The 26,243-nt window shown below is 57.9% G+C and carries 23 protein-coding genes, 2 tRNA genes and 2 pseudogenes (1 of these 27 running past the window's edge); 11 read left to right on the forward strand and 16 right to left on the reverse strand.

The genetic code is table 11. The features are described from left to right. Positions 1–14: 14 nt before the first annotated feature. Positions 15–1,019 carry an RNA polymerase sigma factor RpoS gene (rpoS, locus tag AC07O1_RS08735; RefSeq protein ID WP_495088521.1) on the forward strand — a complete coding sequence of 335 codons (1,005 nt, stop codon included), beginning with the start codon at positions 15–17 and terminating at the stop codon, positions 1,017–1,019. Positions 1,020–1,584: 565 nt separating this feature from the next. On the opposite strand, the gene fdxA is transcribed toward rpoS, so the two are convergent. Both fdxA and mutS read right to left on the reverse strand, forming a co-directional pair. Continuing rightward, positions 1,585–1,908 carry a ferredoxin FdxA gene (gene fdxA, locus AC07O1_RS08740; protein WP_007908827.1) on the reverse strand — a complete coding sequence of 108 codons (324 nt, stop codon included), beginning with the start codon at positions 1,906–1,908 and terminating at the stop codon, positions 1,585–1,587. Positions 1,909–2,098: 190 nt separating this feature from the next. After that, complete coding sequence (mutS, locus tag AC07O1_RS08745) at positions 2,099–4,666, reverse strand: DNA mismatch repair protein MutS (RefSeq protein ID WP_495088542.1); 2,568 nt, start codon at positions 4,664–4,666, stop codon at positions 2,099–2,101. Between the two features lie 51 nt (positions 4,667–4,717). Here mutS and AC07O1_RS08750 point away from each other — a divergent pair. From AC07O1_RS08750 to recX, 4 genes and pseudogenes are all read left to right on the forward strand, one after another. Continuing rightward, positions 4,718–5,287: pseudogene (locus AC07O1_RS08750) on the forward strand (XRE family transcriptional regulator). Positions 5,288–5,686: 399 nt separating this feature from the next. Further along, the gene (locus AC07O1_RS08755; RefSeq protein WP_495088522.1) at positions 5,687–6,187 is read left to right on the forward strand and encodes a CinA family protein; all 501 of its coding nucleotides are present in this window, start codon (positions 5,687–5,689) and stop codon (positions 6,185–6,187) included. Between the two features lie 83 nt (positions 6,188–6,270). Then, positions 6,271–7,323 (forward strand): recombinase RecA, encoded by a 1,053-nt coding sequence (gene recA / locus AC07O1_RS08760; RefSeq protein ID WP_495088523.1) that lies wholly within the window; start codon positions 6,271–6,273, stop codon positions 7,321–7,323. 8 nt (positions 7,324–7,331) lie between these two features. Then, positions 7,332–7,799 (forward strand): recombination regulator RecX, encoded by a 468-nt coding sequence (gene recX / locus AC07O1_RS08765; protein ID WP_494992584.1) that lies wholly within the window; start codon positions 7,332–7,334, stop codon positions 7,797–7,799. A gap of 60 nt (positions 7,800–7,859) precedes the next feature. On the opposite strand, the gene AC07O1_RS08770 is transcribed toward recX, so the two are convergent. Then, positions 7,860–8,978: an LOG family protein gene (locus tag AC07O1_RS08770; protein WP_495088524.1), complete on the reverse strand. Its 1,119-nt coding sequence runs from the start codon at positions 8,976–8,978 to the stop codon at positions 7,860–7,862. 506 nt (positions 8,979–9,484) lie between these two features. Here AC07O1_RS08770 and AC07O1_RS08775 point away from each other — a divergent pair. Beyond that, the gene (locus tag AC07O1_RS08775; protein ID WP_494992586.1) at positions 9,485–9,679 is read left to right on the forward strand and encodes a hypothetical protein; all 195 of its coding nucleotides are present in this window, start codon (positions 9,485–9,487) and stop codon (positions 9,677–9,679) included. Here AC07O1_RS08775 and AC07O1_RS08780 read toward each other — a convergent pair whose 3' ends face one another. After that, positions 9,680–10,099: a quorum-sensing-regulated virulence factor family protein gene (locus AC07O1_RS08780; RefSeq protein ID WP_494992587.1), complete on the reverse strand. Its 420-nt coding sequence runs from the start codon at positions 10,097–10,099 to the stop codon at positions 9,680–9,682. It lies immediately after the preceding gene. A gap of 190 nt (positions 10,100–10,289) precedes the next feature. Between AC07O1_RS08780 and AC07O1_RS08785 the strand changes: the two genes are divergently transcribed. Then, positions 10,290–11,000 (forward strand): tRNA-uridine aminocarboxypropyltransferase, encoded by a 711-nt coding sequence (locus AC07O1_RS08785; protein ID WP_495088525.1) that lies wholly within the window; start codon positions 10,290–10,292, stop codon positions 10,998–11,000. Positions 11,001–11,003: 3 nt separating this feature from the next. Here the strand turns inward: AC07O1_RS08785 and AC07O1_RS08790 are convergent, their stop codons facing one another. After that, positions 11,004–11,897 carry a DMT family transporter gene (locus AC07O1_RS08790; RefSeq protein ID WP_495088526.1) on the reverse strand — a complete coding sequence of 298 codons (894 nt, stop codon included), beginning with the start codon at positions 11,895–11,897 and terminating at the stop codon, positions 11,004–11,006. A 238-nt stretch (positions 11,898–12,135) separates the two neighbouring features. Between AC07O1_RS08790 and erdR the strand changes: the two genes are divergently transcribed. Both erdR and AC07O1_RS08800 read left to right on the forward strand, forming a co-directional pair. Continuing rightward, on the forward strand, positions 12,136–12,786 hold the full coding sequence (gene erdR, locus AC07O1_RS08795; protein WP_495088527.1) for a response regulator transcription factor ErdR: 651 nt from the start codon (positions 12,136–12,138) through the stop codon (positions 12,784–12,786). A gap of 73 nt (positions 12,787–12,859) precedes the next feature. Beyond that, positions 12,860–13,222 (forward strand): diacylglycerol kinase, encoded by a 363-nt coding sequence (locus AC07O1_RS08800; protein WP_495088528.1) that lies wholly within the window; start codon positions 12,860–12,862, stop codon positions 13,220–13,222. A 7-nt stretch (positions 13,223–13,229) separates the two neighbouring features. Here AC07O1_RS08800 and AC07O1_RS08805 read toward each other — a convergent pair whose 3' ends face one another. Then, a complete protein-coding gene (locus tag AC07O1_RS08805) occupies positions 13,230–14,156 on the reverse strand; it encodes a LysR family transcriptional regulator (protein ID WP_494992592.1) in 927 nt (308 codons plus the stop codon). Positions 14,157–14,304: 148 nt separating this feature from the next. Between AC07O1_RS08805 and fpr the strand changes: the two genes are divergently transcribed. Then, positions 14,305–15,084, forward strand: coding sequence for a ferredoxin-NADP reductase (gene fpr, locus AC07O1_RS08810; RefSeq protein ID WP_494992593.1), 780 nt, complete (start codon positions 14,305–14,307; stop codon positions 15,082–15,084). Positions 15,085–15,197: 113 nt separating this feature from the next. Here fpr and tsaA read toward each other — a convergent pair whose 3' ends face one another. The 6 genes and pseudogenes from tsaA to rimO form a co-directional block, all read right to left on the reverse strand. After that, entirely contained in the window at positions 15,198–15,893 is a 696-nt protein-coding gene (gene tsaA, locus AC07O1_RS08815; RefSeq protein WP_495023418.1) for a tRNA (N6-threonylcarbamoyladenosine(37)-N6)-methyltransferase TrmO, read from the reverse strand. Between the two features lie 96 nt (positions 15,894–15,989). Next, positions 15,990–16,079: pseudogene (locus AC07O1_RS08820) on the reverse strand (3-oxoacyl-ACP reductase); the annotation flags it as partial. Between the two features lie 69 nt (positions 16,080–16,148). After that, positions 16,149–16,610, reverse strand: a complete 462-nt coding sequence (locus AC07O1_RS08825) for a YehS family protein (RefSeq protein ID WP_495088529.1) — start codon at positions 16,608–16,610, stop codon at positions 16,149–16,151. Positions 16,611–16,677: 67 nt separating this feature from the next. Continuing rightward, positions 16,678–17,388 (reverse strand): rRNA pseudouridine synthase, encoded by a 711-nt coding sequence (locus AC07O1_RS08830; RefSeq protein WP_495088530.1) that lies wholly within the window; start codon positions 17,386–17,388, stop codon positions 16,678–16,680. Positions 17,389–17,470: 82 nt separating this feature from the next. Beyond that, complete coding sequence (locus tag AC07O1_RS08835; protein ID WP_494992596.1) at positions 17,471–17,944, reverse strand: GNAT family N-acetyltransferase; 474 nt, start codon at positions 17,942–17,944, stop codon at positions 17,471–17,473. Positions 17,945–18,059: 115 nt separating this feature from the next. Further along, positions 18,060–19,394, reverse strand: a complete 1,335-nt coding sequence (gene rimO / locus AC07O1_RS08840) for a 30S ribosomal protein S12 methylthiotransferase RimO (protein ID WP_495088531.1) — start codon at positions 19,392–19,394, stop codon at positions 18,060–18,062. 350 nt (positions 19,395–19,744) lie between these two features. Between rimO and AC07O1_RS08845 the strand changes: the two genes are divergently transcribed. Next, a complete protein-coding gene (locus AC07O1_RS08845; protein WP_495010375.1) occupies positions 19,745–21,586 on the forward strand; it encodes a potassium transporter Kup in 1,842 nt (613 codons plus the stop codon). Positions 21,587–21,646: 60 nt separating this feature from the next. On the opposite strand, the gene AC07O1_RS08850 is transcribed toward AC07O1_RS08845, so the two are convergent. The 4 genes from AC07O1_RS08850 to AC07O1_RS08865 form a co-directional block, all read right to left on the reverse strand. Then, on the reverse strand, positions 21,647–22,942 hold the full coding sequence (locus tag AC07O1_RS08850; RefSeq protein WP_495088532.1) for a virulence factor family protein: 1,296 nt from the start codon (positions 22,940–22,942) through the stop codon (positions 21,647–21,649). Further along, positions 22,942–25,584, reverse strand: coding sequence for a bifunctional lysylphosphatidylglycerol flippase/synthetase MprF (gene mprF / locus AC07O1_RS08855; protein ID WP_495088533.1), 2,643 nt, complete (start codon positions 25,582–25,584; stop codon positions 22,942–22,944). Before mprF ends, AC07O1_RS08850 begins: the two co-directional genes overlap by 1 nt. A gap of 280 nt (positions 25,585–25,864) precedes the next feature. Beyond that, positions 25,865–25,941 (reverse strand) — tRNA-Met (locus tag AC07O1_RS08860). A 240-nt stretch (positions 25,942–26,181) separates the two neighbouring features. Next, positions 26,182–26,243, reverse strand: a tRNA-Met gene (locus AC07O1_RS08865) (it continues 115 nt past the right edge of the window).

A 26,243-nucleotide genomic window follows, 5' to 3' on the forward strand; every position in this document is an offset into this window, starting at 1 on the left:
AAAGGACTATAACAATGGCTCTCAGTAAAGAAGTGCCGGAGTTTGACATCGACGATGAGGTTCTCCTGATGGAGGCCGGCATCGCTATGGATTCGATGTCGAATGAAGGATTTGCTGCACCTTCAGTTCGTGCCAAATCCAAACACTCCGCTTCACTAAAGCAACATAAATACATTGATTACACGCGGGCGCTCGATGCGACCCAGTTGTATCTCAATGAAATCGGCTTTTCCCCATTGCTCTCCCCGGAAGAGGAAGTTCATTTTGCGCGTTTGTCGCAGAGTGGCGATCCGGCCGGGCGTAAGCGCATGATTGAAAGCAACCTGCGGCTGGTGGTGAAAATCGCCCGACGATATGTCAATCGTGGGCTGTCGCTGCTGGACCTGATCGAAGAGGGCAACCTCGGCTTGATCCGCGCAGTGGAAAAGTTTGATCCGGAACGCGGCTTCCGCTTCTCGACCTACGCAACCTGGTGGATTCGTCAGACCATCGAGCGCGCGATCATGAATCAGACCCGGACCATCCGGTTGCCGATCCATGTGGTCAAAGAGCTCAACGTCTACCTGCGGGCAGCACGTGAGCTGACTCAAAAGCTCGATCATGAACCTTCCCCTGAAGAAATCGCCAACCTGCTGGAAAAGCCGGTAGGTGAGGTCAAGCGCATGCTGGGCCTCAATGAGCGGGTTTCTTCGGTCGACGTCTCACTGGGTCCGGATTCGGATAAAACCCTGCTGGACACCCTGACTGATGACCGTCCAACCGACCCTTGCGAGTTGCTCCAGGACGATGATCTGTCGCAAAGCATTGATCAGTGGCTCTCGGAACTGACTGACAAGCAGCGAGAAGTGGTGATACGCCGCTTCGGGTTGCGCGGCCATGAGAGCAGCACTCTGGAAGATGTAGGCCTGGAGATTGGCCTGACCCGCGAGCGGGTCAGACAGATTCAGGTTGAAGGCCTCAAACGCCTTCGAGAAATTCTTGAGAAGAACGGCCTGTCGAGTGAGTCGCTGTTCCAGTAGCTGGAACGCATTAGCTCGCAAATAAAAGCCCCGACTGGTTCGGGGCTCTTTATTTTCGAGAGAGTTGATGGGCAGAGCAGCGTCCTGTCGGTGTTTCAGGTTTAGTCTTTTGCTGGTGTAAGCCTTGGCCTACTCTTTCGTAAGTGTTCGGTTTTTTTGCTTCAGGGCAGACATCCATTAGCGTTGTTGTTTTTTTCTATTCGATTGATTTTAAAGAGATTTTTCTGGTGGCTTGGTGGTGGTTTACTCACCATTTTCCCCGGGCTGTGTGATTGCTCTTGCTGTGGAACCCTCTACTATCAGCGCTGTGTCAACGGATAGACACAACCATCAAGGATGATGGTCAAGGACATCGCAGGAAGCGGTTCATCAGGATGATGAAAAGGAACACAAGGACTAGGGGAAAAATGTGGGCGGGTCATACCGCCCCTTTTTTTGCCTGTCTGTAGCTGCCGCAGGTTCGGGCCGCCGATTTTTTAAGCCGCGACGCATAGCTGACAGACATCAGGCAAACCCCGAAAAGCAAAAAAGCCCACGAGGGGCCTTTTCGGGAGCGCGATGATTATCAGCGTTCGAGGTCTTTGATCTTGCCCTTCACGCCATCCCACTCTTCAGCGTCCGGCAGCGATTCTTTTTTCTCAGTAATGTTTGGCCAGATTTCGGCCAGTTCAACGTTCAACTGAATGAATTCCTGCATCTCTTCCGGGACTTCATCTTCGGAAAAAATGGCCACAGCAGGGCATTCTGGCTCACAAAGTGCGCAGTCAATGCACTCATCCGGGTGAATCACCAGGAAGTTCGGGCCTTCGTAAAAGCAGTCCACCGGACAGACTTCTACGCAGTCGGTGTACTTGCACTTGATGCAGTTGTCGGTGACGACGAAGGTCATTTCTAATTCTCTCCTCAGGCGCGGCTTGCTGCGCCCCTTCACGGTGGGGTCGCCAGGTTTGGGAGCGATAGTCTGCAGGCAGGCTGAGCCGGCAGCATCCCAAACCGCGCGAGATTCTAACAGCTTGCAGGCATCTGCGTTAGGGGCTGTTGACGTTTGGTGGCGGCTCGCCACCAAACGTCAACAGACTCTATATCCGTGTCTTTAATGTATAGAGTATTTCGAGCGCTCTACGCGGGGTCATGTCATCCAGATCGAGTTTGGCCAGCTCATCCAGCACCGGATGGGGCAGGCTGGCGAACATATCGCTCTGCTGCGGCGCTGCGGGTTTGCCTTTGGCAGGCGCTGGCACTTCGTGGGGCAGGCTGGTGGTTTCCAGCCGGCTCAAGTGCTCGCGAGCACGCACTATCACCTCGCTCGGTACGCCGGCCAGTTGTGCAACCGCCAGCCCGTAGCTCTGGCTGGCAGGGCCAGGCAGTACATGGTGGAGGAATACGATGCGCTCGTTATGCTCTGTGGCGTTGAGGTGGACGTTGGCCACCAGCGGCTGGCTTTCCGGCAATACCGTCAGCTCGAAGTAGTGGGTGGCGAACAACGTGTAGGCGCGCAGATGAGCCAATCGCTCGGCTGCTGCCCAGGCCAGGGACAGACCGTCAAAGGTACTGGTGCCGCGACCGACTTCATCCATCAACACCAGGCTGCGCTCGGTGGCGTTGTGCAAGATATTCGCCGTTTCGCTCATTTCGACCATAAAGGTCGAACGCCCGCCAGCCAAGTCATCGCTGGAGCCGATACGGGTGAAGATGCGGTCAACCAGTGACAACTCGCAACTGGCGGCCGGCACAAAGCTGCCGATATGCGCCAGCAACACGATCAATGCGGTTTGTCGCATGTAAGTGGATTTACCGCCCATGTTCGGGCCGGTGATCACCAGCATCCGGGTGCTGTCATCCAGACTCAGATCGTTGGCCACGAACGGCGTGCTCAGCACTTGTTCGACCACCGGGTGACGACCCTGAGTGATGCGCATGCAAGGCTCGCTGACGAAGCGTGGGCAGTTCAGGTCCAGGTTCAGTGCGCGTTCAGCCAGGTTGCTCAGCACGTCCAGCTCGGCCAATGCCGCAGCAGTGTCTTGCAACGGCGGCAGGCGGCCGATCAGGTTCTCGAGCAGGGCTTCGTAGAGCATCTTCTCGCGGGCCAGTGCGCGGCTCTTGGCGGACAAGGCTTTGTCTTCGAAGGCCTTGAGCTCCGGGGTGATGAAGCGCTCGGCACCTTTGAGGGTCTGGCGGCGAATGTAGTCAGCCGGTGCCTGTTCGGCCTGTTTGCTCGGCAATTCGATGAAATAGCCGTGAATCCGGTTGTAGCCGACTTTCAGGTTGGCAAGGCCCGTACGGGCTTTTTCACGGGCTTCGAGGTCGATCAGGAACTGCCCGGCGTTTTCGCTCAGTGATTGCAGTTCATCCAGCTCGGCGTCGTAACCGGTTTTCAACACGCCGCCGTCACGGATCACCGCAGGCGGGTTGTCGATGATGGCTTTTTCCAGCAGGGCCGCGAGTTCTGGATAGGTGCTGGTGGTCACGGCCAGTTGCTTGAGGTGGGGGGCCTCAAGTTCGCTCATGGCCACTTGCAGTTCCGGCAAGGCACCCAAGGCATCGCGCAGGCGCGCCAGGTCCCGAGGACGGGCGTTACGCAGGCCGATACGGGCGAGGATCCGTTCGATATCGCCGATTTCCTTGAGCTGCGGTTGCAGCTTTTCAAAGCGATAGCCGTCCAGCAGGCAGGTGATCGAGGTCTGGCGGGCCAGCAATACCTGCAAGTCACGCAGCGGACGGTTCAGCCAGCGCGTCAACAGGCGGCTGCCCATGGCGGTCTGGCAACGGTCGACCACCGATTGCAGGGTGTTGTCGCGTCCGCCGGAGAGGTTGGTATCCAGTTCCAGATTGCGGCGGCTCGCGCCGTCCAGTACGACGGTGTCGTCAAGACGTTCGTGGCGCAGGCTGCGCAAGTGCGGCAAGGCAGTGCGCTGGGTTTCTTTGGCGTAGCTGAGCAGGCAACCTGCAGCACCGATGGCCAGGGTCAGGTTCTCGCAGCCAAAACCCTTCAGGTCCTGGGTGGAGAATTGTTGGCAGAGGCTTTTGAGCGCCGAGTCGCGCTCGAAATCCCACGGCGCGCGGCGACGTACACCACGGCGCTTTTCGGCCGGTAGATCCTTTGGCCAATCATCCGGGATCATCAGTTCGACCGGGTTGACGCGCTCCAGCTCCGCCAGCAGGTTTTCCCAGCCTTTGATTTCCAGAACCGTGAAGTTACCGCTGGTGATGTCCAGCACGGCCAGACCGAACAAGCGCTCGTCACCCAGCACCGCCGCGATCAGGTTGTCCCTGCGCTCATCGAGCAGTGCTTCATCGCTGACCGTGCCCGGAGTAATGATCCGCACCACCTGTCGGTCTACCGGACCTTTGCTGGTCGCCGGATCGCCGACTTGCTCACAGATCACCACCGACTCGCCGAGCTTTACCAGTTTCGCCAAATAACCTTCGGCCGCGTGGTAAGGAATCCCGCACATCGGAATCGCTTGTCCTGCCGACTGCCCGCGCGCGGTCAGGGTGATGTCCAGCAACCTGGCGGCTTTCTTCGCGTCTTCGTAGAAGATCTCGTAGAAGTCACCCATGCGATAGAACATCAACTGGTCGGGGTGCTGGTTCTTCAACCGCCAATATTGCTGCATCATCGGCGTGTGGCTTGACAAGTCTGAAATAGCTTTATTCATCAGTGGCTTAGAGCGATTCGTTAAAAGTGAGGGGCAAAATTGGGGCCCTACGGCCCGGCTTTTTCGCGATGGGCGCAAGGTTACCACGGGATCTCCACCATGGAGCTTCATCGTCGAACCGGTGTGCCTCAATCCACGCTTTCACGCATTCTCAGCGGCAAGATTGTCGATCCTTCGGATAAGCACATCTCGCGGATCGCCGAGTATTTTCGCGTGAGCACCGATCAATTGCGCGGGCGTGCGGATGTTGCCCCCGCCAAAGCCCCAACGCGCGACGAGTTGCATTCAGAACTCAAGGACATAAGTCTGTGGGATGACGATACCCCCGTCGAAGACGACGAGGTGTCGATTCCCTTTCTTCGCGAGGTTGAATTGGCTGCTGGATCAGGAAGATTCGTCATCAGCCAGCCTGCGTTTCGGCAAGCGGAGCCTGCGGCACAATGGTGTGCAGTTCGACCAGGCCAAATGCGTGACCGTCCGCGGCAACAGCATGCTGCCGGTGCTGCGTGATGGCGCCACGGTCGGGTCAATGCCGCTAAATGCGCGATTGGCGATATCGTCGACGGCGACCTTGTTCACGTCTTCTGGTGGGGCATGTACGCCCGTTAACCTCACCTCTTCCAGATAGAGCCCGCATTGAGCGGGCTTATTTTCGTCTGTAGAGAACCGCCTGAGCCTTTGTCCATGCAGGTCTCGATGCTTTGATGCATTTGTTGTGCATAAATAATTGCATTTGTGCAATCTGCGGCCATCGGACTTTACGAGCGGTGAGCAGTCACGCGCATCGGGGTCTGTGAAGTACCACCACGTGATTCCAGTCAGGATCACTAGATGGCGTTCAGTTTCCAGAACCAATGGATTGGCAGACCAGGGGCAATGACTACGAGCCCGGCCCGCAAGGATGTGTTCAGAGCTATCGCTCATTAACATTTTGACCGACCAGGCGTCTTGCAAGCGCCATACGCTCGTGTACGGTAGGTCTCACGCCAGCCTGATCAGGAGAGGACCATGGACGAAATCACCCAGCTTGCCGCTGAACTCGGCAGGCGTTTGCAGGTTCTCAATACGCACGTCAGTACCGCCGAGTCCTGCACTGGCGGTGGGATCGCCGAGGCCATTACCCGTATTCCGGGTAGCTCGGCGTGGTTCGAAGCTGGTTATGTCACCTACTCCAATCGTCAGAAAACCCAGCAACTGAATGTGCCCGCCGAGCTGTTCGAGCAGGTGGGGGCGGTCAGTCGTGAAGTGGTCGAGGCCATGGTTCGTGGTGCTCAGGACAAAAGCCGTGCGCGTTTTGCCGTGGCCGTCAGTGGTGTGGCGGGGCCGGACGGCGGTTCGCCGCAGAAACCGGTGGGCACCGTATGGCTGGCCTGGGGGGTCGGAGAGGCGATCAATGCCGAGTGCCGCTACTTCCCCGGTAACCGCGATGACGTTCGCCGACAAACGGTGAAGGCCGCGCTAGAGGGGTTGCTGCTGTATGCCGCGGGAGAAATCTCAAATCAGGGGTAGGCGATCCTCAAGCGCTGTGGAATAATACTGGCTACTTATACAGGTGTTGGCCGTCAGGCCTTATTGATTACGTGAGGACTTTAATGGACGACAACAAGAAGAAAGCCTTGGCTGCGGCCCTGGGTCAGATCGAACGTCAATTCGGCAAGGGTGCCGTAATGCGTATGGGCGATCACGACCGTCAGGCGATCCCGGCTATCTCCACTGGCTCTCTGGGTCTGGATATCGCACTCGGCATTGGCGGTCTGCCAAAAGGCCGTATCGTTGAAATCTACGGTCCGGAATCTTCCGGTAAAACCACACTGACTCTCTCCGTGATTGCTCAGGCGCAGAAGATGGGCGCCACCTGCGCTTTCGTCGATGCCGAGCATGCACTGGATCCGGAATACGCTGGCAAACTGGGCGTCAACGTTGACGACCTGCTGGTCTCCCAGCCGGATACCGGCGAGCAAGCGCTGGAAATCACCGACATGCTGGTGCGCTCCAACGCCATCGACGTGATCGTCATCGACTCCGTGGCAGCTCTGGTGCCAAAAGCCGAGATCGAAGGCGAAATGGGCGACATGCACGTGGGCCTGCAAGCCCGTCTGATGTCCCAGGCACTGCGTAAAATCACCGGTAACATCAAGAACGCCAATTGCCTGGTTATCTTCATCAACCAGATCCGTATGAAAATCGGCGTGATGTTCGGCAGCCCGGAAACCACCACCGGCGGTAACGCGCTGAAGTTCTACGCTTCGGTTCGTCTGGATATCCGCCGTACTGGCGCGGTGAAAGAAGGTGACGAAGTCGTCGGTAGCGAAACCCGCGTCAAAGTCGTCAAGAACAAAGTGGCTCCGCCGTTCCGTCAGGCTGAGTTCCAGATTCTCTACGGCAAGGGTATCTACCTGAACGGCGAGATGATCGACCTCGGCGTACTGCATGGCTTCGTGGAAAAATCGGGAGCCTGGTATGCCTACAATGGCAGCAAGATCGGTCAGGGCAAGGCCAACTCGGCCAAGTTCCTGCAGGACAACCCGGATGTTGCCGCGGCCCTTGAGAAGCAGATCCGCGACAAGCTGCTGACGGCGACGCCGGACGTGAAAGCCAATGCGATCCGCGAGACTGTTGACGATCTGGCCGACGCTGATATCTGATCGATCCGATGAACGCCGTACTCGATACACTCGTCGCGGTGCGGCGAACCGCAATGGACCTGCTCGCGCGACGCGAGCACGGTCGAGTCGAGCTGACGCGTAAACTGCGTCAGCGCGGCGCCTCTCCTGAAATGATCGACACAGCACTTGACCGTCTGACGGAAGAGGGCCTGCTGTCCGAATCCCGTTACCTCGAAAGCTTTGTTTCCTACCGTGCCCGTTCCGGTTATGGCCCTTTGCGCATTCGCGAAGAGTTGAGCCAGCGCGGTCTGCAACGTGCCGATATTGAACTCGCCTTGCGTGAGTGCGGTATCAGTTGGCAAGAGCAACTGGAAGATACCTGGCGTCGCAAGTTTGCCGGGCATTTGCCGATAGACGCCCGCGAGCGTGCCAAACAAGGCCGCTTTCTGAGTTATCGGGGTTATTCAATGGAAATGATCGGCCGCTTGTTGAGCGGCCGTGGGACGGATGACTGACTGATGTGGCTCGCCCCACTGTTTACGTTAGAGGGCGCGAACCACTGAGTTGCTTGTCGATCAAGTGACCTTGATTGGTTCCCGTGCACGTTGTTGTGTCTTGTTCTGAGCCTTGGCCCAGTTTTCCGGCAGGTTGATGAAGTCGACCAGTTCACGCAGACGACCGTGATCGCGGGCGTTGAAGGTGAACGAGAGTCGCGCCAGATGGCTGTACTGTGCTTCGTCGTGCTCCTCTCCACTGTAAGCATGCTGATGAAAGTGATCGCTCAGGCAGAGGTCGGCAAAGGCCTTCTGCATGTGCTCAAGCGCCTGCTCGCTCAGTTTATGGTTCATGCGAATCACAAACTGATGCTTCAGCCAGCGGCTGGAGTGGAAGTTGCTGTAGAACTGGTTGATTTCCTCCACGGCTTCATCGGCGCTATGCACCAGGCGAATCAGTTTCATGTCGCTGGGAAGAATGTAACGATTGTCCTCCAGTTGATTGCGAATAAAGTCCAGAGCGCCTTGCCAGAAACTGCCGCCCGGAGCGTCCAGCAGCACCACCGGTACCAGCGGGCTTTTGCCGGTCTGGATCAGTGTCAGTACTTCCAGCGCTTCGTCCAGCGTGCCAAAGCCGCCAGGGCAAAGCACCAGGGCGTCGGCCTCTTTGACGAAAAACAGCTTGCGGGTAAAGAAAAAGTGGAATGGCAGCAGATTGGCTGTGCCTTCGACGGTTGGATTCGCATGCTGCTCAAATGGCAGTGTGATATTAAATCCAAGGCTGTGTTCGAGACCAGCGCCTTCATGGGCGGCAGCCATGATGCCTCCGCCGGCGCCGGTGATGACCATCATGTTCGAGCGAGCCAGGGTCGCACCGAGTTCCCGGGCCAGACCGTAGAGGGGGTGTTCGATCGGCGTACGTGCCGAGCCAAAGACGGTGACCTTGCGTCGACCTTTGAACTGTTCCAGCACACGGAAGGCATGCTCCAGTTCGCGCAGGGCTTGTAGGGTGATCTTGGCATTCCAGCGATTGTGGTCTTCCTGGGCCATGCGCAAGACAGTCAGCATCATGTCGCGATAAATCGGGGTATTCGGGCTATTGGGTGCAACCAGGTTGAGTTGCTCTTCGACCTTGCTGGTGAGGTCGCTACCGTTGCTTTGAAAATGACGGCTTAGGAGGTCATTCGGTTGGTAAGGCATTCAACTTCTCCTTCTGGACAGACCCCTTGGCACCGGCGAGATATTCGCTAGCGCCACGACACTCCATGTGTCGCTGTCAACCCAGACTAACGCCTGAGCATTACACCTGACTCGACAGTGCCTGAAACACTGACTGTGGCGATCGAGTCATCCATACGGGCTCTGTTTTTTCCTTGGATGAAAGAAACATTCGCACTGCAAGACGCTGTTGGGCAACCCCCTTTTCTGCCCCAAAAAAGTTAACCGGCACACTCTGAATCTAGACCCTCCAGGCGGTTTTTGCTGACTTGATCATGTGCCCGGAAAGTCTTGGCTGGCAACAGCTTACTGCTGATTCGCAACGGGGTTTCACCGCTCGTCAGAACCTGTGCAGGGCTGTGTCAGCTCTGATTTACTAAGTTACAGCCGCAGTAAGACATCTATGCGTCAAGGTGGGACGCAAGGCATAGGGCTGAGGGTTTGATCGCGCAATTATTGGCGAATCGGCGGATGCAAGGAGGCTTGAAATGACCAGTGTGGTTCTGGAAATCGATACGCAGTTGTATCGGTTGTTGCAATCGGCGGCTGCGGCCAATCATCTGAGTTTTGAGGAAGAGTGTCGGCGACGTCTGGAGGGTTCTGAGCGGCGTTCGCGGTATTTGCAGGTGTTGGTGGCAGAGCTGCGCGCCGATGATCAACAGCGACGCGCAGCAGAGCAGTGATTACTTCTTCTTTTTCTGCTGTAGGCAGTCAGACTCTTTGAAGCGTTCAGAGGCTACCGGGCGATTGGTTTTATATTCAGTAAATTCGTAGCGCATGATCGCCCCCTTGGCCATCAACTTGCGATAGCTCTCGTTACGGCAGACGGTAGCGCCTAACTGGAAATACACCGCTTGTGGGTTCGCGCGCATTTTTTCTGCATGGCTTGACTGCACGCTGAGGTGGTTGATCAGCTCTTTACCTTCAACGGTGTAGCCTTGATCGAGAATGTCCTCGTTGATCGCCCGTGGGGTGCCAGCACTGCTTTGCGTGGCAACCTGTTCCAGCATCTTGCTCAGTTCGTAGTCTTGTTTGGACGCAGCCTGGGCAGTGAAGGGCAGCGCCAGCAGAAGGGCAACGGTGGGAACGATAAGGCGCAGCATGAAACTCTCCTGGTTCAGTGACTGGTGCTTCGACCCGCCACGGGACTGTGCGTTCAATGGCGGCGAATTATAGGGGAGCAGGGGGTGGACGGTACAGGCTTGCGCAGGTTGCTCTGGTAAACTGCGACGACTTTTTGGCCAACCGAGTTCTTTTCGTGTCGATTCTTTCCTCTTGCCACCTTCAGCTACCATGAGCCACGCCGTTTCCCGCTTGCGTGCCCAACGCCTGGCCCGTGCGGTCAAACCTTTTGTCGCACGTGGTTCGCGGGCGGAACGTTGCCCGGGTTGCCGAGTGATCCCCAGCCACTGCATGTGTGTGTGGCGGCCGCAGGTTTCGGCCAAATCGGCGATGTGCCTGGTAATGCATGATGTCGAACCGCTGAAACCGAGCAATACCGGCTGGCTGATTGCCGATGTCATTGCTGACACCAGTGCGTTCCCGTGGTCGCGTACGGAAGTCGAACCGGGGTTGCTGGCGCTGATTGCTGACCCGCAGTGGCAACCCTACATTGTATTTCCAGGCGAGTTTGTCGCGCCGGAGCGTGTGGTGACCGAGGTCAAGCTGGAGCAGGGCAAGCGTGCGCTGTTCATTCTGCTGGACGCCACCTGGAGCGAAGCGCGCAAAATGTTCCGCAAGAGTCCTTACCTGGAACACTTGCCGGTGCTCAGCCTGGAGCCCGAGCAGCTCTCACGCTATAGATTGCGGCGCTCCAAGCGCGACGATCACTTCTGCACCGCAGAAGTTGCTGCCTTATGCCTGGAGCTGGCCGAGGATCAACCGGCCAGTGAAGTACTGGACGCTTATCTGGATGTGTTCAGTACGCATTATCTGGCGGCGAAATATCAACAGGTGATCGACCCGAACGATGAAACCCACACACGTCTGAAACCTTTTCTCTAGCGATCATGCAAGCACCAGCTCCGGCCTTTTTGGCCAGAGCTGCGCCACCAGCATCCCGATCAGCATCAACGCACAGCCGAAATAGCCACGCAGTTGCAAAGACTCATCGAGCAGCCAGGCACCGGCAATAGCTGCGAAGACAGCTTCCAGTGAGAAGATGATCGCTGCGTGCGAGGCGATTGCATCCTTTTGTGCAATCACCTGCAGTGTGTAGCCAATGCCCACTGCAACGATGCCGCCATACAGAATGGCCGGACCAGCGGCGATAATTGCGTTCCACTGCAAGGTCTCAAAGCACAACGCCAGGACCAGGCTGACCAATGAGCACGTGGCGAATTGCAGGAAGGCCAGGCGAATCGGGTCATGACGGCTGGCGAAAACCCCGACCAACACCACATGCCCACCCCAGACAATGGCTCCGGTGAGCTGTAGCCAGTCCCCTGGGGCGACCTGAAAGTTCTCGCCTACGCTGAGCAGAAACATCCCGACTACCGCCAATATTGCGCCGAACCAGGTGCCCAGCCCCGTCTTGTGGCCAATGATCAGGCCCAATAGTGGCACTACAATGACATAGAGGCCGGTGATGAAGCCGGCATTGGTCACGCTGGTGAATAACAAGCCAACTTGCTGGAGGTTGATTCCGAGAGCCAGTGCCAGGCCCATCAGCCCCCCGCCCATTAGCAGGCCGCGGGTAAGCAAGGGCTCTGATTTGGTGTGATGGTGATTGCCACGCAGCACCAGCGGTAGCAGGCAGAGCGAGCCAAGGGCAAAGCGCAGGCCGGAATAAAGGTAAGGACCGATATGATCCATCCCTGAGGTTTGTGCGACAAATCCCGATCCCCAGATCATGGCGGTTACAAGCATCAGGACATCGGCACGCAAGGCTTGGCTTCGCATGATGGCACTCTTATTAGTTAGCCGATGACTTTGCCGCAAAGTATCCAGCTTGACCACCCCGCCTTCGCTGGGCATGCTTGGCGCCGATTAAGGCGCGACTGAAGTTTTGAACGCTGGTTTGCTGGACTCCTGGCGTTGAACGCGCCTTGCGGGTACAGCATTTTTGGCTGTCGCCTTGTGTTGCGTTGGCGAGGACTGAATTCATCAGGCCTCCCGTAAAAACAGGATCATTTGAAAAATGGCCACATACGAAATCCTGATTGCCGATGATCACCCGTTGTTTCGCAGCGCGCTGCATCAGGCGGTGACGCTGGGCCTTGGCCCCGAGGTTCGTCTGGTCGAGGTTGCGAGCATTGCGGAACTGGAAACCCGTCTGACCGAAAAGGCTGACTGGGACCTGGTGTTGCTGGATCTGAACATGCCGGGTGCTTATGGATTTTCCGGGCTGGTGTTGTTGCGCGGCCAATATCCGCAGATCCCGGTGGTGATGGTTTCGGCACAGGAAGAGGCATCGATTATGGTGCGCTCCCGTGAGTTTGGTGCGAGCGGTTTCATCCCCAAATCCAGTTCACTGGAAGTCATTCAGAAAGCGGTGCGTAGCGTTTTGGATGGCGATGTCTGGTGGCCGCCGCAGGCTTTCGAAGCGGTAAGCGTCTCGGACGAGGCCAAAGCCGCCAGAGATGGACTGGCCAGTCTGACTCCCCAGCAGTTTCGTGTACTGACCATGGTTTGTGAGGGGTTGCTGAACAAGCAGATTGCCTACGAACTGGGCGTTTCGGAAGCGACGATCAAAGCCCACGTGACGGCGATTTTCCGCAAACTGGGGGTGCGCACCCGGACTCAGGCGGCTTTGCTCTTGCAACAACTTGAGTCAATTTCGACCCAGTAACAGCCTATTTCTTCACGCTTTTTTAACTTTCATTAAACTAGTTTCCCCACTCATTTTTTCAGTTGTCTACTTTATGTCGCCTTTCAAAGGTCAAACGGGTCTTAAACGCATCCTCAATGCCGCCGGCTACTCTTTCGACGGCTTGCGTGCTGCCTTCAGGGGAGAAGCGGCTTTTCGTCAATTGGTGTTGCTCAACGTCATCCTGATTCCGTTAAGCTTTCTGTTCAACGTCAGTCACGTAGAGCGGGCAATGCTGATCGCCGTGTGTCTGCTGGCATTGATTGTCGAGCTGCTCAATTCGGCAGTGGAAGCGGCGATCGACCGGATTTCCCTTGATCTGCACCCCTTGTCGAAAAATGCCAAGGACATGGGTAGCGCCGCCCAACTCATCGCCCTGAGCATGATCGCCGTGGTGTGGGCCGTGATTCTGATTTAACGGCCGCTCAAGCGATCGTCGGCAGGACTATTTCGTCACTGCGCTGTACCCCGGCGGTGAAGGCGCGGCACAGTTCAAGAAACTCGCGCATGGCCGAGGTCTGGTACTTCTGTTTGTGCCAGATGAAATAGAACTGCCGCGCCAGGTCCAGATCCGGCGTTTCTACCGCCACCAGGCTGCCGCGGCGGAACGCATCGCGCAGCGCCAGTCGAGATATGCAGCCAATCCCCAGCCCCGATTCCACTGCGCGTTTGATCGCCTCAGTGTGTTCGAGTTCGAGGCGGATGTTCAGCGCGCTGCGGTGATGACGCATGGCCTGGTCGAAGGTCAGCCTTGTTCCAGAGCCTTGTTCGCGCAGAATCCAGGCCTCGTGCGTCAGTTCTTCCATGCTCGCCTGACCGCGCTTGGCCAAGGGATGCTGGGGGGCGCAAAACACTACCAGCTCATCTTCGACCCAACTTTGCACCTCGATATCCGGGTGGCTGCAATCGCCTTCGATCAGACCCAGATCAATTTCGTAATGGGCAACCTGTTGCACGATATTCGCAGTATTTTGTACATGGAGTTTCACCTGGCTTTCGGGATGCCGCTGCATAAAGCTGCCGATCAGCAAGGTCGCCAGGTAATTGCCGATGGTCAGCGTGGCGCCGACCGCCAGTGAGCCGAAGCTGGACTTGCCATTGAGCAGATCCTCGATCTCCTTGGCCTGATCCAGCAGGGCTACGGCCTGTGGCAGCAGTTGCCGGCCCAGGGCATTGAGGCTCAGGCGCTTGCCGGCGCGATCGAAAAGCTGGCAGCTGGATTGGCGCTCAAGCTCGGTGATTGAGGTGCTGGCGGCCGATTGGGAAAGCGCCAGTAAGCCCGCAGCACGGGACACGCTTTCCTGCTGGGCGACGGCGACGAATACTTGAAGTTGACGGAGAGTAAATCGCATATCTATATAACCGATAACCCTTATCTTAATAATCCATTTAACAGATATTGTCGCCGCCATTAGAATGCTATGCAATTGCGCTCGGCAGCTCATCTTTTGCAGAGCAGGCGCAGAGCATGCGCAGATAAATTCCCAGGAGTCCCCGTACATGAGCAACATGAACCACGAGCGTGTCCTCAGTGTTCATCACTGGAACGACACTCTGTTCAGCTTCAAGTGCACCCGCGATCCGGGCCTGCGCTTCGAGAACGGTCAGTTCGTGATGATCGGCCTGCAACAGCCCAACGGCCGCCCGCTTATGCGCGCTTACTCGATTGCAAGCCCTAACTGGGAAGAGCATCTCGAGTTCTTCAGCATCAAGGTTCCGGATGGTCCGCTGACTTCCCAGCTGCAGCACTTGAAGGAAGGCGACGAGATCATCATCAGCAAAAAACCGACTGGCACCCTGGTGCTGGACGATTTGAAGCCTGGTAAGCATTTGTACCTGCTCAGCACCGGTACCGGTCTGGCGCCGTTCATGAGCGTCATCCAGGATCCGGAAACCTACGAGCGTTTCGAAAAAGTGATCCTGTGCCACGGCGTGCGTTACGTCAACGAAGTCGCTTACCGCGAGTTCATCACCGAGCACCTGCCGCAGAACGAGTTCTTTGGCGAAGCGCTGCGTGACAAGTTGATCTACTACCCAACCGTGACCCGCGAGCCGTTCGAGAACGAAGGTCGTCTGACCGATCTGATGCGCAGCGGCAAGCTGTTCAGCGATATCGGTCTGCCGCCGATCAATGCGCAGGACGACCGCGCCATGCTGTGCGGCAGCCCGAGCATGCTCGACGAAACCAGCGAAGTGCTCAACAGCTTCGGTTTGAAGGTTTCTCCGCGTATGCGTGAGCCGGGTGACTACCTGATCGAGCGCGCGTTCGTCGAGAAGTAAGCTTTTAGCTCTTGTGACGCAGAGCGTCACCGGAGGCATTCCCACGCAGAGCGTGGGAACGATCAGCCCGCGTTGCCTGAGAAGGCAGCGCGGGCTTTTTGGTTTCTGGCGATTTATTCGGCGGGGATGACTTCCAGCACTCGGATCAGGCCGGGCTCGGGGTAATGCCAGCGCACGTCCAGATCCCAAAACTGCGCGCCGTATTCGCGTTCCGCAGTAGGAATCTGGTAAGCCGGGCGTGGGTCTTGGGCCAGGCACTGCTCGACCAGCTCAACTAAAGGCTCTTGCAGGCGCTGAGCGTGCTCGTGAGCCTGTTGCAGGGCGGAGTCCGTCCACTGCACCGGGATAAGGTCCGGCGCGGCGCTGGCGATGCTATTGGACGCCGTGTTGACGATGTCCGCATAAGGCACGTAAGGCTTGATATCGAGAATAGGGGTGCCGTCCAGCAAATCGATGCCGGAGATCCACAGGCGATTGGCCTCGACTTTGTCCAGCCTGACCACCGACTGGCCGATGCCGTTCGGGCGATGGGTGGCGCGGGTGGCGAATACACCCATGGATTTATTGCCGCCCAGGCGGGGCGGGCGGACCTTGAGCCGTGGTTTGTCTTCCAGGGCTTGATGGAACAGGAACAGCAGCCAGACATGACTGACCTGCTCAAGCCCTTGCACGGCATCGCCCTGATCAAACGGCGCCACCAGTTCCAGAACGCCGCGAGCGGCAGGAGCCAGTTGCGGTTGGCGCGGAATGGCGAATTTCTCCTTGAAACAGGAGCGCACGAAACCGATGGGGGAAACGCTGTAGGTCATGGTCTGGATCGAGGCGGGGGTGAGGGTGGGCATCATAACCCGAGCGACCTCTGGATCGGTGGTGACTGACAGAGCGCTATGGCCCCGCCGCCAATCTCAGAGACTGAACTCACCATCGAGTGGAATGATGTTCCCGGTCATGTAAGCCCCGGCGGTGCTTGCCAGGCTGATGGCCAGTGGAGCCATTATTGTGCAGCGCAATGAGCAATCATAAGGTTTCAGGTGGCTCAGAGTCGCCACCTGAAACCAGGGCAATCAGCCGCGAACGCGCAGGGTCAGGCCTTTCAGGAAGTTGCGTAGCAGTTGATCACCGCAGGTGCGGTAGTTGGTGTGGCCGAATTTGCGGAACAACGCACTCAACTCGGGTTTGGACACCGGGAACTCGGCGGCCTTGAGGATCGCGTGCATGTCGTCTTCCTTCAGTTCGAAGGCCACCCGCAGTTTCTTCAGGATGATGTTGTTGGTCACCGGCAGCTCGATTGGCTGCAGAGGACGGCTTTCGTCCTTTCCACGCTTGAAGATCACCAGGCCGTCGAGGAAATGCGCCATGACCTCGTCCGGGCAGAATACGTAGCCTTCTTCCTCGTCTTTCTTGAGGTAGGTTATGAGGTCTTCTTTACTGACTTCGAAACCGGTGAGCTTGATGATCTCGACGACCTTGTTGTCGCTGATGTCGAGCATGTAGCGCACGCTGCGCAGTACGTCGTTATGAATCATGTGTGCAGTCCTGATCATTCAGCTGTGGGCGCCGCAGGGAGCTGCGACGCCAAAGTGTGTGGCAGCCTTAGAACTTCTCTTTGGCCGACAGGTAGCGCCATTGGCCCATCGGTACTTTGCCGATGGAAACCCCGCCGATGCGGATGCGGCGGATGGCAACGACCTTGAGGCCGACGGCCTGGCAGAGCAGAGCGATGACACCCGGCTGGGGGTTTTTCATCGCGAAGCGCAGGCGGTTTTCGTTTTGCCAGCTGGCTTTGACCGCCGGCAGTTCCTTGCCCTTGTAGCTCAGGCCGTGGTTCAGGCGGTTGAGCCCGTGGGCGACCATCTCGCCCTCGACCTCGACCACATACTCTTGCTCGATCTTGCCGGCATCGGCCGTGAGTTTGCGCAGGATCTTCCAGTCCTGGGTGAATACCAGCAGCCCGCTGGCGTTGGCTTGCAGGTCGGGGCTGGCGGTCAGGCGCAGGAAATGCCCCTTGAGTGGGCGTTTGCTGAAGCGGTGTTCTTCACTCAGGGTTTCAGGGCCGATCAATTGCATGGCGCTTTGTGCATCCATACCCGCCGGCGCGTGCAGCAGGATGGTCACCGGCTCCGGTGCAGTGGCCTTGGCTTCGGGGTCGAGCTCGACTTTTTGCGTGTCGACCTTGAACTGCGGCTCATCGATGACTTCGCCGTCCACCGTTACCCAGCCGCCCTCGATGAACAGCTCAGCCTCCCGACGGGAACAGCCGACGAGTTCGATCAGGCGTTTGGAGAGACGAATCGGGTCAGTCATGACAGGGGCCGTAACAAAAGAGGGCGCCCATTGTACCTGCCTGGCGCCGGTTAATCGCGGGTCCATTTAAAGCGTGTGTTTTTTAGCCGCGCCGGGCCCGCTGATTTGCCTGTTTGAGGCGCATATGCAGTAGCGGATAGGGCTGGCCCATGCCGTCGTGATCCGAGCGTCCTATGACTTCGAAGCCCTGTTTGAAATAAAAGCCCAAGGCTTGGGGGTTTTGTTCGTTGACGTCCAGTTCATCGGCGTTGAGGTGTTCCAGGGCATAGCGCAGCAGTTGTTTGCCCAGGCCCTCGCCACGGTGTTCGGGGGCGATAAAGAGCATTTCGATCTTGCCCGCCGCGACACCGGCGAACCCGGTGATGTTCTGGCGTCGGTCGCGGGTGCAGATCAGCATGACGGCATCCAGATAGCGGGTGAGCACCAGGTTTTTCAGCAGGTCGATGTAACTGTCCGGCAAAAAGTCATGAGTAGCACGCACCGATGCCTCCCAGACCCGGGTCAGTTCTTCGTAGTCGCTGTGTTTCGGTGTGTGGATGACCGAATGATGGCGCATGCCCGCCTGCCCCTTGTGCTGAGTGTGAGGTGAAATCCTTTTGCTGAACAAAACGATAGACGTAAAAAAGCCCCGCATCCCGTGAAGAGAGCAGGGCTTTTCGTATTTCTTGCGTTTAGATCTGTTCAGCCCACAGGTCGTATTCGTCGGCATCGGTCACTTTGCACCAGACCTTGTCGCCTGGCTTGAGGTTGCTGCCGTTGTCGATGAACACGTTGCCGTCGATTTCCGGGGCATCGAAGAAGCAACGGCCGACCGCGCCTTGCTCGTCGACTTCATCGACCAGTACTTCGATTTCACGGCCGACGCGCATTTGCAGGCGCGCCGAGCTGATGGCCTGCTGGTGGGCCATGAAGCGCTCCCAACGGTCTTGTTTGACGTCATCCGGTACCACGTCCAGATTCAGGTCGTTGGCCGGTGCGCCTTCAACTGGCGAGTACTGGAAGCAGCCGACGCGATCGAGCTGGGCTTCGGTCAGCCAGTCGAGCAGGTACTGGAAGTCTTCTTCGGTTTCGCCGGGGAAACCGACGATGAAGGTCGAACGGATGATCAGGTCCGGGCAGATCACGCGCCAGTTCTTGATGCGTGCCAGGGTCTTGTCTTCGAAGGCCGGGCGTTTCATCGCCTTCAGCACTTTCGGGCTGGCGTGCTGGAACGGGATGTCCAGGTACGGCAGGATTTTTCCGGCGGCCATCAGCGGGATCAGCTCATCGACGTGCGGGTACGGGTAAACATAGTGCAGGCGAACCCAGACGCCGAGGCTGCTCAGCGCTTCGCACAGTTCAGTCATGCGGGTTTTAACCGGTGCGCCGTTCCAGAAGCCAGTGCGATATTTTACGTCGACACCGTAGGCGCTGGTGTCCTGAGAAATCACCAGCAGCTCTTTGACGCCGGATTTGACCAGGCGCTGGGCTTCGTCGAGCACATCACCGACCGGACGGCTGACCAGTTTGCCGCGCATCGAGGGAATGATGCAGAAGCTGCAGCTGTGGTTGCAGCCTTCGGATATCTTCAGGTAGGCGTAGTGCCGCGGAGTCAGCTTGATGCCTTGCGGCGGTACCAGGTCGATCAGCGGATTATGATCCAGACGCGGCGGCACGACGTTGTGTACAGCGTTGACCACTTGCTCGTATTGCTGCGGACCGGTCACCGCAAGCACGCTTGGGTGAACGTTGCGGATATTGCCTTCTTCTACGCCCATGCAACCGGTAACGATGACTTTGCCGTTTTCCTTGATGGCTTCACCAATGACTTCCAGGGACTCGGCCTTGGCCGAGTCGATGAAGCCGCAGGTATTGACCACCACGACATCGGCGTCCTGATACGTGGACACGACGTCATAGCCTTCCATGCGCAGTTGGGTAAGGATGCGCTCGGAGTCGACCAGTGCTTTCGGGCAACCCAGGGATACGAAGCCAACTTTGGGGTTGGCTGGCGTTGTGGTGGACATGTCTAACCTCGGTGTTTTGTGACGCCTCCAGCCGTGAGCGGCAAGGCGACGGACGGGCGCTTGGCGCGCCTCTGATCAAAAAGTGCGCAATTCTATCGATGGGCAGCGCACTTGACCAGCTTTATGCAGGGAAATGCGACGACTGCTGCGCTATGCTTCGCCGCGTCGCGCGATAGAGAGTTTTTACGGTCGACAAATCGACTGTAACGATAAGAAAAACAGCGCATGCTGCACGGCAAAGCATAGTGCTTCTTTCAAAGAAGTCCGGGTCTGAGTAGTAGGAGTGGTTGATGGGTCAGGCAAGTAGTCAGGCGGTGGGCTCTGAGCATTCCGGGGCGAGGCCCTTGGGAATGTTGGTGGCGGCGGTCGGGGTAGTTTACGGCGATATCGGCACCAGCCCCTTGTACACCCTCAAAGAGGTGTTTTCCGGCGGTTACGGGGTTACGGTCAGCCATGACGGAGTATTGGGGATTCTGGCGCTGATTTTCTGGTCGCTGATCTGGGTGGTCTCGATCAAATACGTGCTGTTCATTCTGCGGGCTGACAACCAGGGCGAGGGTGGGATTATGGCCCTTACTGCGCTGGCCCGGAGCGCGGCTGCGCCCTATCCGCGGCTGCGGATGGTGCTGGTGATTCTCGGTCTGATCGGCGCCTCGCTGTTCTACGGCGACAGCATGATCACCCCGGCGATCTCGGTTTTGTCAGCAGTCGAAGGTCTGGAGCTGGCATTCGATGGGCTCGAGCGCTGGGTCGTGCCGCTGTCACTGATCATATTGGTCGGATTGTTCCTGATCCAGAAGCACGGCACGGACCGAATCGGCAAGCTGTTCGGGCCGGTGATGGTGTTGTGGTTCGTCCTGTTGGGTGTGCTGGGCGTTCATGGCATCGTCCAGCATCCCGAAGTGCTCCATGCGCTCAATCCGGCGTGGGGCGTGCGCTTCTTCAGCGTTCATCCGGGCGTGGGCCTGGCGATTCTGGGAGCGGTGGTACTGGCCCTGACCGGTGCTGAAGCCTTGTATGCGGACATGGGCCACTTCGGTCGTAAGCCGATCGCTCGTGCCTGGTTCGCCCTCGTGCTGCCGGCGCTGGTGCTGAACTACTTCGGCCAGGGCGCATTGCTGCTGGAAAACCCGGAAGCGGCGCGGAACCCGTTCTACCTGCTGGCACCGGGTTGGGCGCTGATTCCGTTGGTGATCCTGTCGACCCTGGCCACGGTGATTGCTTCCCAGGCGGTTATCTCCGGCGCGTTCTCCCTGACCCTTCAGGCGATCCAGCTGGGTTACATACCGCGCATGCACATCCAGTACACCTCCAGCGCTGAAAAAGGCCAGATCTATATCGGTGCGGTGAACTGGGCGCTGATGGTCGGGGTGATCCTGCTGGTGCTCGGCTTCGGGTCTTCCAGTGCGCTGGCTTCGGCCTACGGCGTGGCGGTGACCGGGACCATGTTGATCACCAGTATTCTGGTTGCGGCGGTGATGCTGTTGCTGTGGAAATGGCCGCCGATCTTGACGGTACCGATCCTGATCGGCTTCCTGCTGGTGGACGGGCTGTTCTTCGCCGCCAACGTGCCGAAAATCATTCAGGGCGGTGCCTTTCCGGTATTGGCGGGGATTGTGCTGTTCATCCTGATGACCACCTGGAAGCGCGGCAAGCAGTTGCTGGTGGATCGTCTGGACGAAGGTGGCCTGCCGTTGCCGATATTTATCAGCAGTATCAGTGTGCAGCCGCCCCATCGCGTGCAAGGTACTGCGGTTTTCCTCACGGCCCGGGCGGATGCGGTACCTCATGCCTTATTGCACAACCTGTTGCATAACCAGGTGCTGCATGAGCAGGTCGTGTTGCTGACGGTGCAGAACGAGGACACTCCGCGAGTTCCTGCGCAACGGCGTTTCGAGGTGGAGTCTTATGGCCAGGGGTTCTTCCGGGTGATCCTGCACTTCGGCTTTATCGACGAGCCGGATGTGCCAGAAGCCCTGAAACTGTGCCATCTCGATGAGCTGGATTTCAGCCCGATGCGCACCACCTACTTCCTCAGCCGTGAGACGGTCATCGCTTCCAAGCTCGAAGGCATGGCCCGTTGGCGTGAAGGGTTGTTCGCTTTCATGCTGAAGAACGCCAACGGTAACCTGCGGTTCTTCAAGTTGCCGGTGAACCGGGTGATCGAACTGGGTACTCAGGTCGAAATGTAAGCCCCACAAAAAAGCCCCCGTTGCCTTGCGGCAGCGGGGGCTTTTTTGTGGGCGATCAGATCACTCTTCAGCGACCTTGGTCTTGCCCTGACGCTTCTCGATCGCATCGACCAGGCGTTGAGCCAGGGCCGGATAGTTTTCGTCGAAGTGGTGCCCACCAGGCAGTTTCATGGCTTCACCCACTGCGGTCTTCTCGGTGCAACCGCTTTCGTCGACTTCTTCTGCGCCATAGATGCATACCACTTTGTCTGCTGGCAGCTTGGCCATTTCCGGGCCGGTGGCGGCTTCTTTACCGGCGTTGCCCAACCAGCCTTCGACCTGGATTTCGAAGCTGCCGGTGCGGGCGAAGGCCAGCAGTATAATAACGTCAACCCTTTGCTGCTCGGCTTCTGGCAGACGGTTGTAAATGGCCGGCAATACATCGGCGCCGAAGGAGTAACCGGTCAGTACGAAGCGTTTGGTGCCCCATTTCTGGCGATAGTGCTGCATCAGTTCGGCGAGGTCAGTGGCGCTTTGCTCCGGGCTCTTGTGCTGCCAGTAGTAGCGCAGGGTGTCGATGCCGACCACCGGGTAGCCAATCTTGGCCATTTCGCCGGCCACATCACGGTCCAGGTCGCGCCAGCCGCCGTCACCCGACAGGAACAGGGTCACCGTGTCTTTTGCCTGGCCGGCGGGTACTTCGACCACCGGGATATTCAGCCCGCCATTGCCCTTGTCTGAGCCGACGAGGATCTTGCGTAACTCATTGTTCAGGACTTGCGGCAAGTGGATATCGTAGTCGCTGATACTGGTTTCGGCGTTGGGTTGATCGCGGACAAAGCCTGCGCTTGTGTCGTCAGGGTTGTCGTTCCAGGCCACCAGCCAGTGACCGTGAGCTGCGGTTTTGGGCAGCAGATGGGTACAGCCGGGCTTTTCCAGTGCCAGGTCCACGGACACGGCCTGGGCCTTGTCACTGGTTTGCTCGGACAGCCAGCGCCAGGCCAGAATTGCTCCAGGGCCGATACCGCTGACCAGGGTGGCTGGACCGTTGAGTTGTTTCATGGCCGACTGCAGTGCGCTGCCCTGCAACGTGCAGTCGGCAGGCAGGATGACTTGAACAATCTGCGCAGCACCGCCACGGCCCAGGGTCAGCAGTTGTGCATCGCTGAGCTTTTGTTCATCGGTCACTGCCACGACCACTTGCGCGCGCGCAGTGGTACCAGGAACGACGCGAGTCATTGTCGAGCCATCGGCTTGTGCCAGGTGTTCAAGTGTCGGTTCTGGCGCTGGGCGGTTCCAGAACCAATAGCCGCCACCGAGGAGCAGGGCAAGCGCCACCAGAGTGGCCAGTAAATACCGCCAGGAGCGTTGAATCATCAGCGTTTCACCAATCCAGTCAAGCCGCCCGCAATCAGGGCGGCGGTATCGGCCAGCGCCACCAGCGGATCGAGTCCGGCGGGCACGGCCATGTAACGGGGTTCCCAGTCAGGCTGGAACTTGTCTTTGAAGCGACGCAAACCCTGGAAGTTGTAGAGTTGCTCGCCACGGCTGAACACCATCGAGCCGAGGCGCTGAGTCAGTGGTGCGCCACGACGGGGTTGAAGCCCCGACAATGGGACCATGCCCAGGCTGAATCGTGCATATCCATGACTTTTATAATGTTGAATCAGGCCGACCATCATGAACTCCATGGTCAGTTTGGGCGCATCTGGATGGGCGCGCATCAGGTCGAGGCTGGCCAGTTCATGGCCGTAAGTCTCAAGCAGGTTGGAAAACGCTACCGGGCGCCCTTCGAAACGGATAATCGCAACGCGAAAATGCTTGATGTAATCATCACTGAAACGGCCAAGGGAAAACCCTTTCTCGCGTACGTTCTTGCCGGTCAGCCAGGCATCGGAGATGACTTTCAATTCATCCATGGGGGCTTGACCCGGCTCGTGGATTTCCAGCGACAGGCCGTCCCGTGTGCCACGGTTCCAAGTGTAACGCAGGTCCTTCATCTCTTTGCCCTTGGCTTCGAGATCAAAGCGCTGCAGATCGACCCGGGCTTCCTCACCGAGTTTGATTGCCGACAGACCAATGTCCATGTAATACGGCAGATTTTCGGCGCGCACCTGATAGAACACTGGGCGGGCGTGATGGACGTCGCAAAGGTCGCGGAATTGCCAGATCATCTCGGCCCGTTGCTGGGTCGGGCCAATCGGGTCGTACAACGCTACCAGGCTGCGACCGCGACGGGCGTACATCAGGAATGCGTCGTTGTTGGGATGAAAGAGCAACGCCTTGTCACCGGTCAAGGCCAGACCGCCGTCCGGTTGGGCTGAGGACATAAGGATTTTTACCGCCTTGTCGAGCTCTTCGGCGGTCGGTAGATGGATCACCGGGCGTGCAGTGCGTAGCAGCCAGGTCAGCGACACTACCACCAGCAGCACCGCGGCGCCGAGTAACGAGCGCAAACCGCGCGGAGCATCGGCGTCGAGGGTGAACTGCCACCAGAGTTGATGACTGTAGGGCACGTCCTGATAGGCAAACAGTAACAGCCAGGTCGATGCGCCAAGTACGCAGAGGCTGGCGACCAGATAAAGTGGTGAAAACGGTAACTCGGTCAGGCGGCTCGGGCGATAAAACGAACGCCTGAACACGCCGAGCAGGCAGGCGATCAGTGTCAGAAGACAAGCTTCTTCCCAGTCGAAGCCTTTGAGCAGTGAAAGCAGAGCACCGACCAGCAACATCACCATGGTCAGCATCCATGCTGCGGACAGGCGGCGTCGCAGCCCCTGTGCCAGGAGCAGGCACAGTACGCCGATCAGGCTGGCACCGAAATGTGAGGCATCGATCAAACGGTCCGGGACCAGGAAGTCGATGGCTTCGAGGCGGGTATCGATTTCCGGTGTAGCACCGGAAAACAGCAGAACCATACCGGACAGGAACACCAGCACCGCGAGGATTGGCGCAGCAAGGCCCGAGGCTACCCGCAGCGATTGGCGAGACTGGAACAGCCGTTGTGCTTCGCTGATCAGCAGTAACAGGCAAGCTACCAGTAGTGGCAGAACCACGTAGATCAGGCGATACAGCAGCAGGGCTGCCGCCAGTGGTGCGGCACCGAGCTTGTCGGCGAAGGCTGCCAGCAGAATGGCTTCAAACACCCCGACGCCGCCGGGCACATGGCTGAGTACACCGGCAGCCAGCGCCAACAGGTAGATCAGTACGAAGGCGCCGAAGGGGGGCGCTTCAGGTAGCAATAGATAGAGCACGGTGGCGGCAGCGGCCACATCCAGTGCCGTGATCACCAGCTGCAGGAGGGTCAGGCGGCGGCTTGGCAGGCGCAGGGTACGGCGCCCGACACGGACCAGCAAGTTGTCCGGGGATGGTTGTTCCGGCAGACGGCGACGGTAGATGCCGATCGCCAGTACCGCCCCGAGAAACAGCACTGTGAGGGCAATCCCGGCCAGCAGGGATTCGGACAGGTTTAGCGCAGCAGCGGCTGCTGGCAGGTTGCTGAGCGTCGCCAGGGCTGCCAGTGGTGGTAGGGCGCAACCCAGTGAAAGGCTGGCGAACAGCGTCATGTGGGCGACGTCAGAGGCCCCCAGGCCAAAGCGTGCATACAAGCGGTAACGCACCGAACCGCCGGAGAGCAGCGAAAGGCCAATGGCATTGCCGATGGCGAACGCGGTGAATCCCCCAAGGGCCAGCGTGCGCGGCGGTAATTTCACGCCGGCATAACGGCTGGCTGACCACTCATAGCCCAGCAAAATGATGAAGCCAGCAATGGTCGCCCCTAATGCACCGAGCAAGGCCGGCTTCGGCACTTCCAGGATTGAGTCGTGCAGGGCATACAGATCGAGTTCGCTCAGCAGGTGGCGACAGGCAATCAGCGCGATCGAGAATAGCAGCAGAGTGACTGCCAGGCCGATGGGTTGACGGTATTTGCTCAACAGCTCCAGCCAGCGCAGGCGAGTGGCTGTAATCGGTTGGGTCGCTGTGACGGTGTCTTGTGGATCAGACGAGTTGGCGCGCATCAATCACCTCTTGGATTGTGCGCGACAGGATGGGGGTATCCAGCCAAGTTACCAATCCCTATGAAAAAAATAATTTCAAATATTAACGCGTCTCATCGTAACTGGACGACTGCGCGCAACCAGCAGTAGAGAGTATTGCCTGCGACTCAGCATAGCCTGCGCCGAGATGATTCCGATTGACCGTCGACAGCGCGGCACACATTGCCAGATCATTGTTGCGAAAGGGCATTTTCGACAGATACAAAAAAGGCCACTCTTTCGAGCAGCCTTTTTTGATGTTTGGTTGCGGGAGCCGGATTTGAACCGACGACCTTCGGGTTATGAGCCCGACGAGCTACCAGACTGCTCCATCCCGCGTCTGTGTGGCGGCATTCTACAGGCGATCGCTTGAGTGTCAACCGTTAATAGTCTATTGGGTCAAATAAGCGCAAATAAGTGGCGAACGGTCGGTTGGGTGGGGTAAGTGCCAGAAGCGCAAAGGGTTTTCCTTTTGCACTGTTTTCAGTCGCTGACGGGAGAGGTGCTGCCAGAGGATGGGGTTGTAAAAATCGACGCGCACAAAAAAGGCCACTCTTTCGAGTAGCCTTTTTTGATGTTTGGTTGCGGGAGCCGGATTTGAACCGACGACCTTCGGGTTATGAGCCCGACGAGCTACCAGA

The organism is Pseudomonas sp. GW821-FHT07G10 (assembly GCF_059418545.1).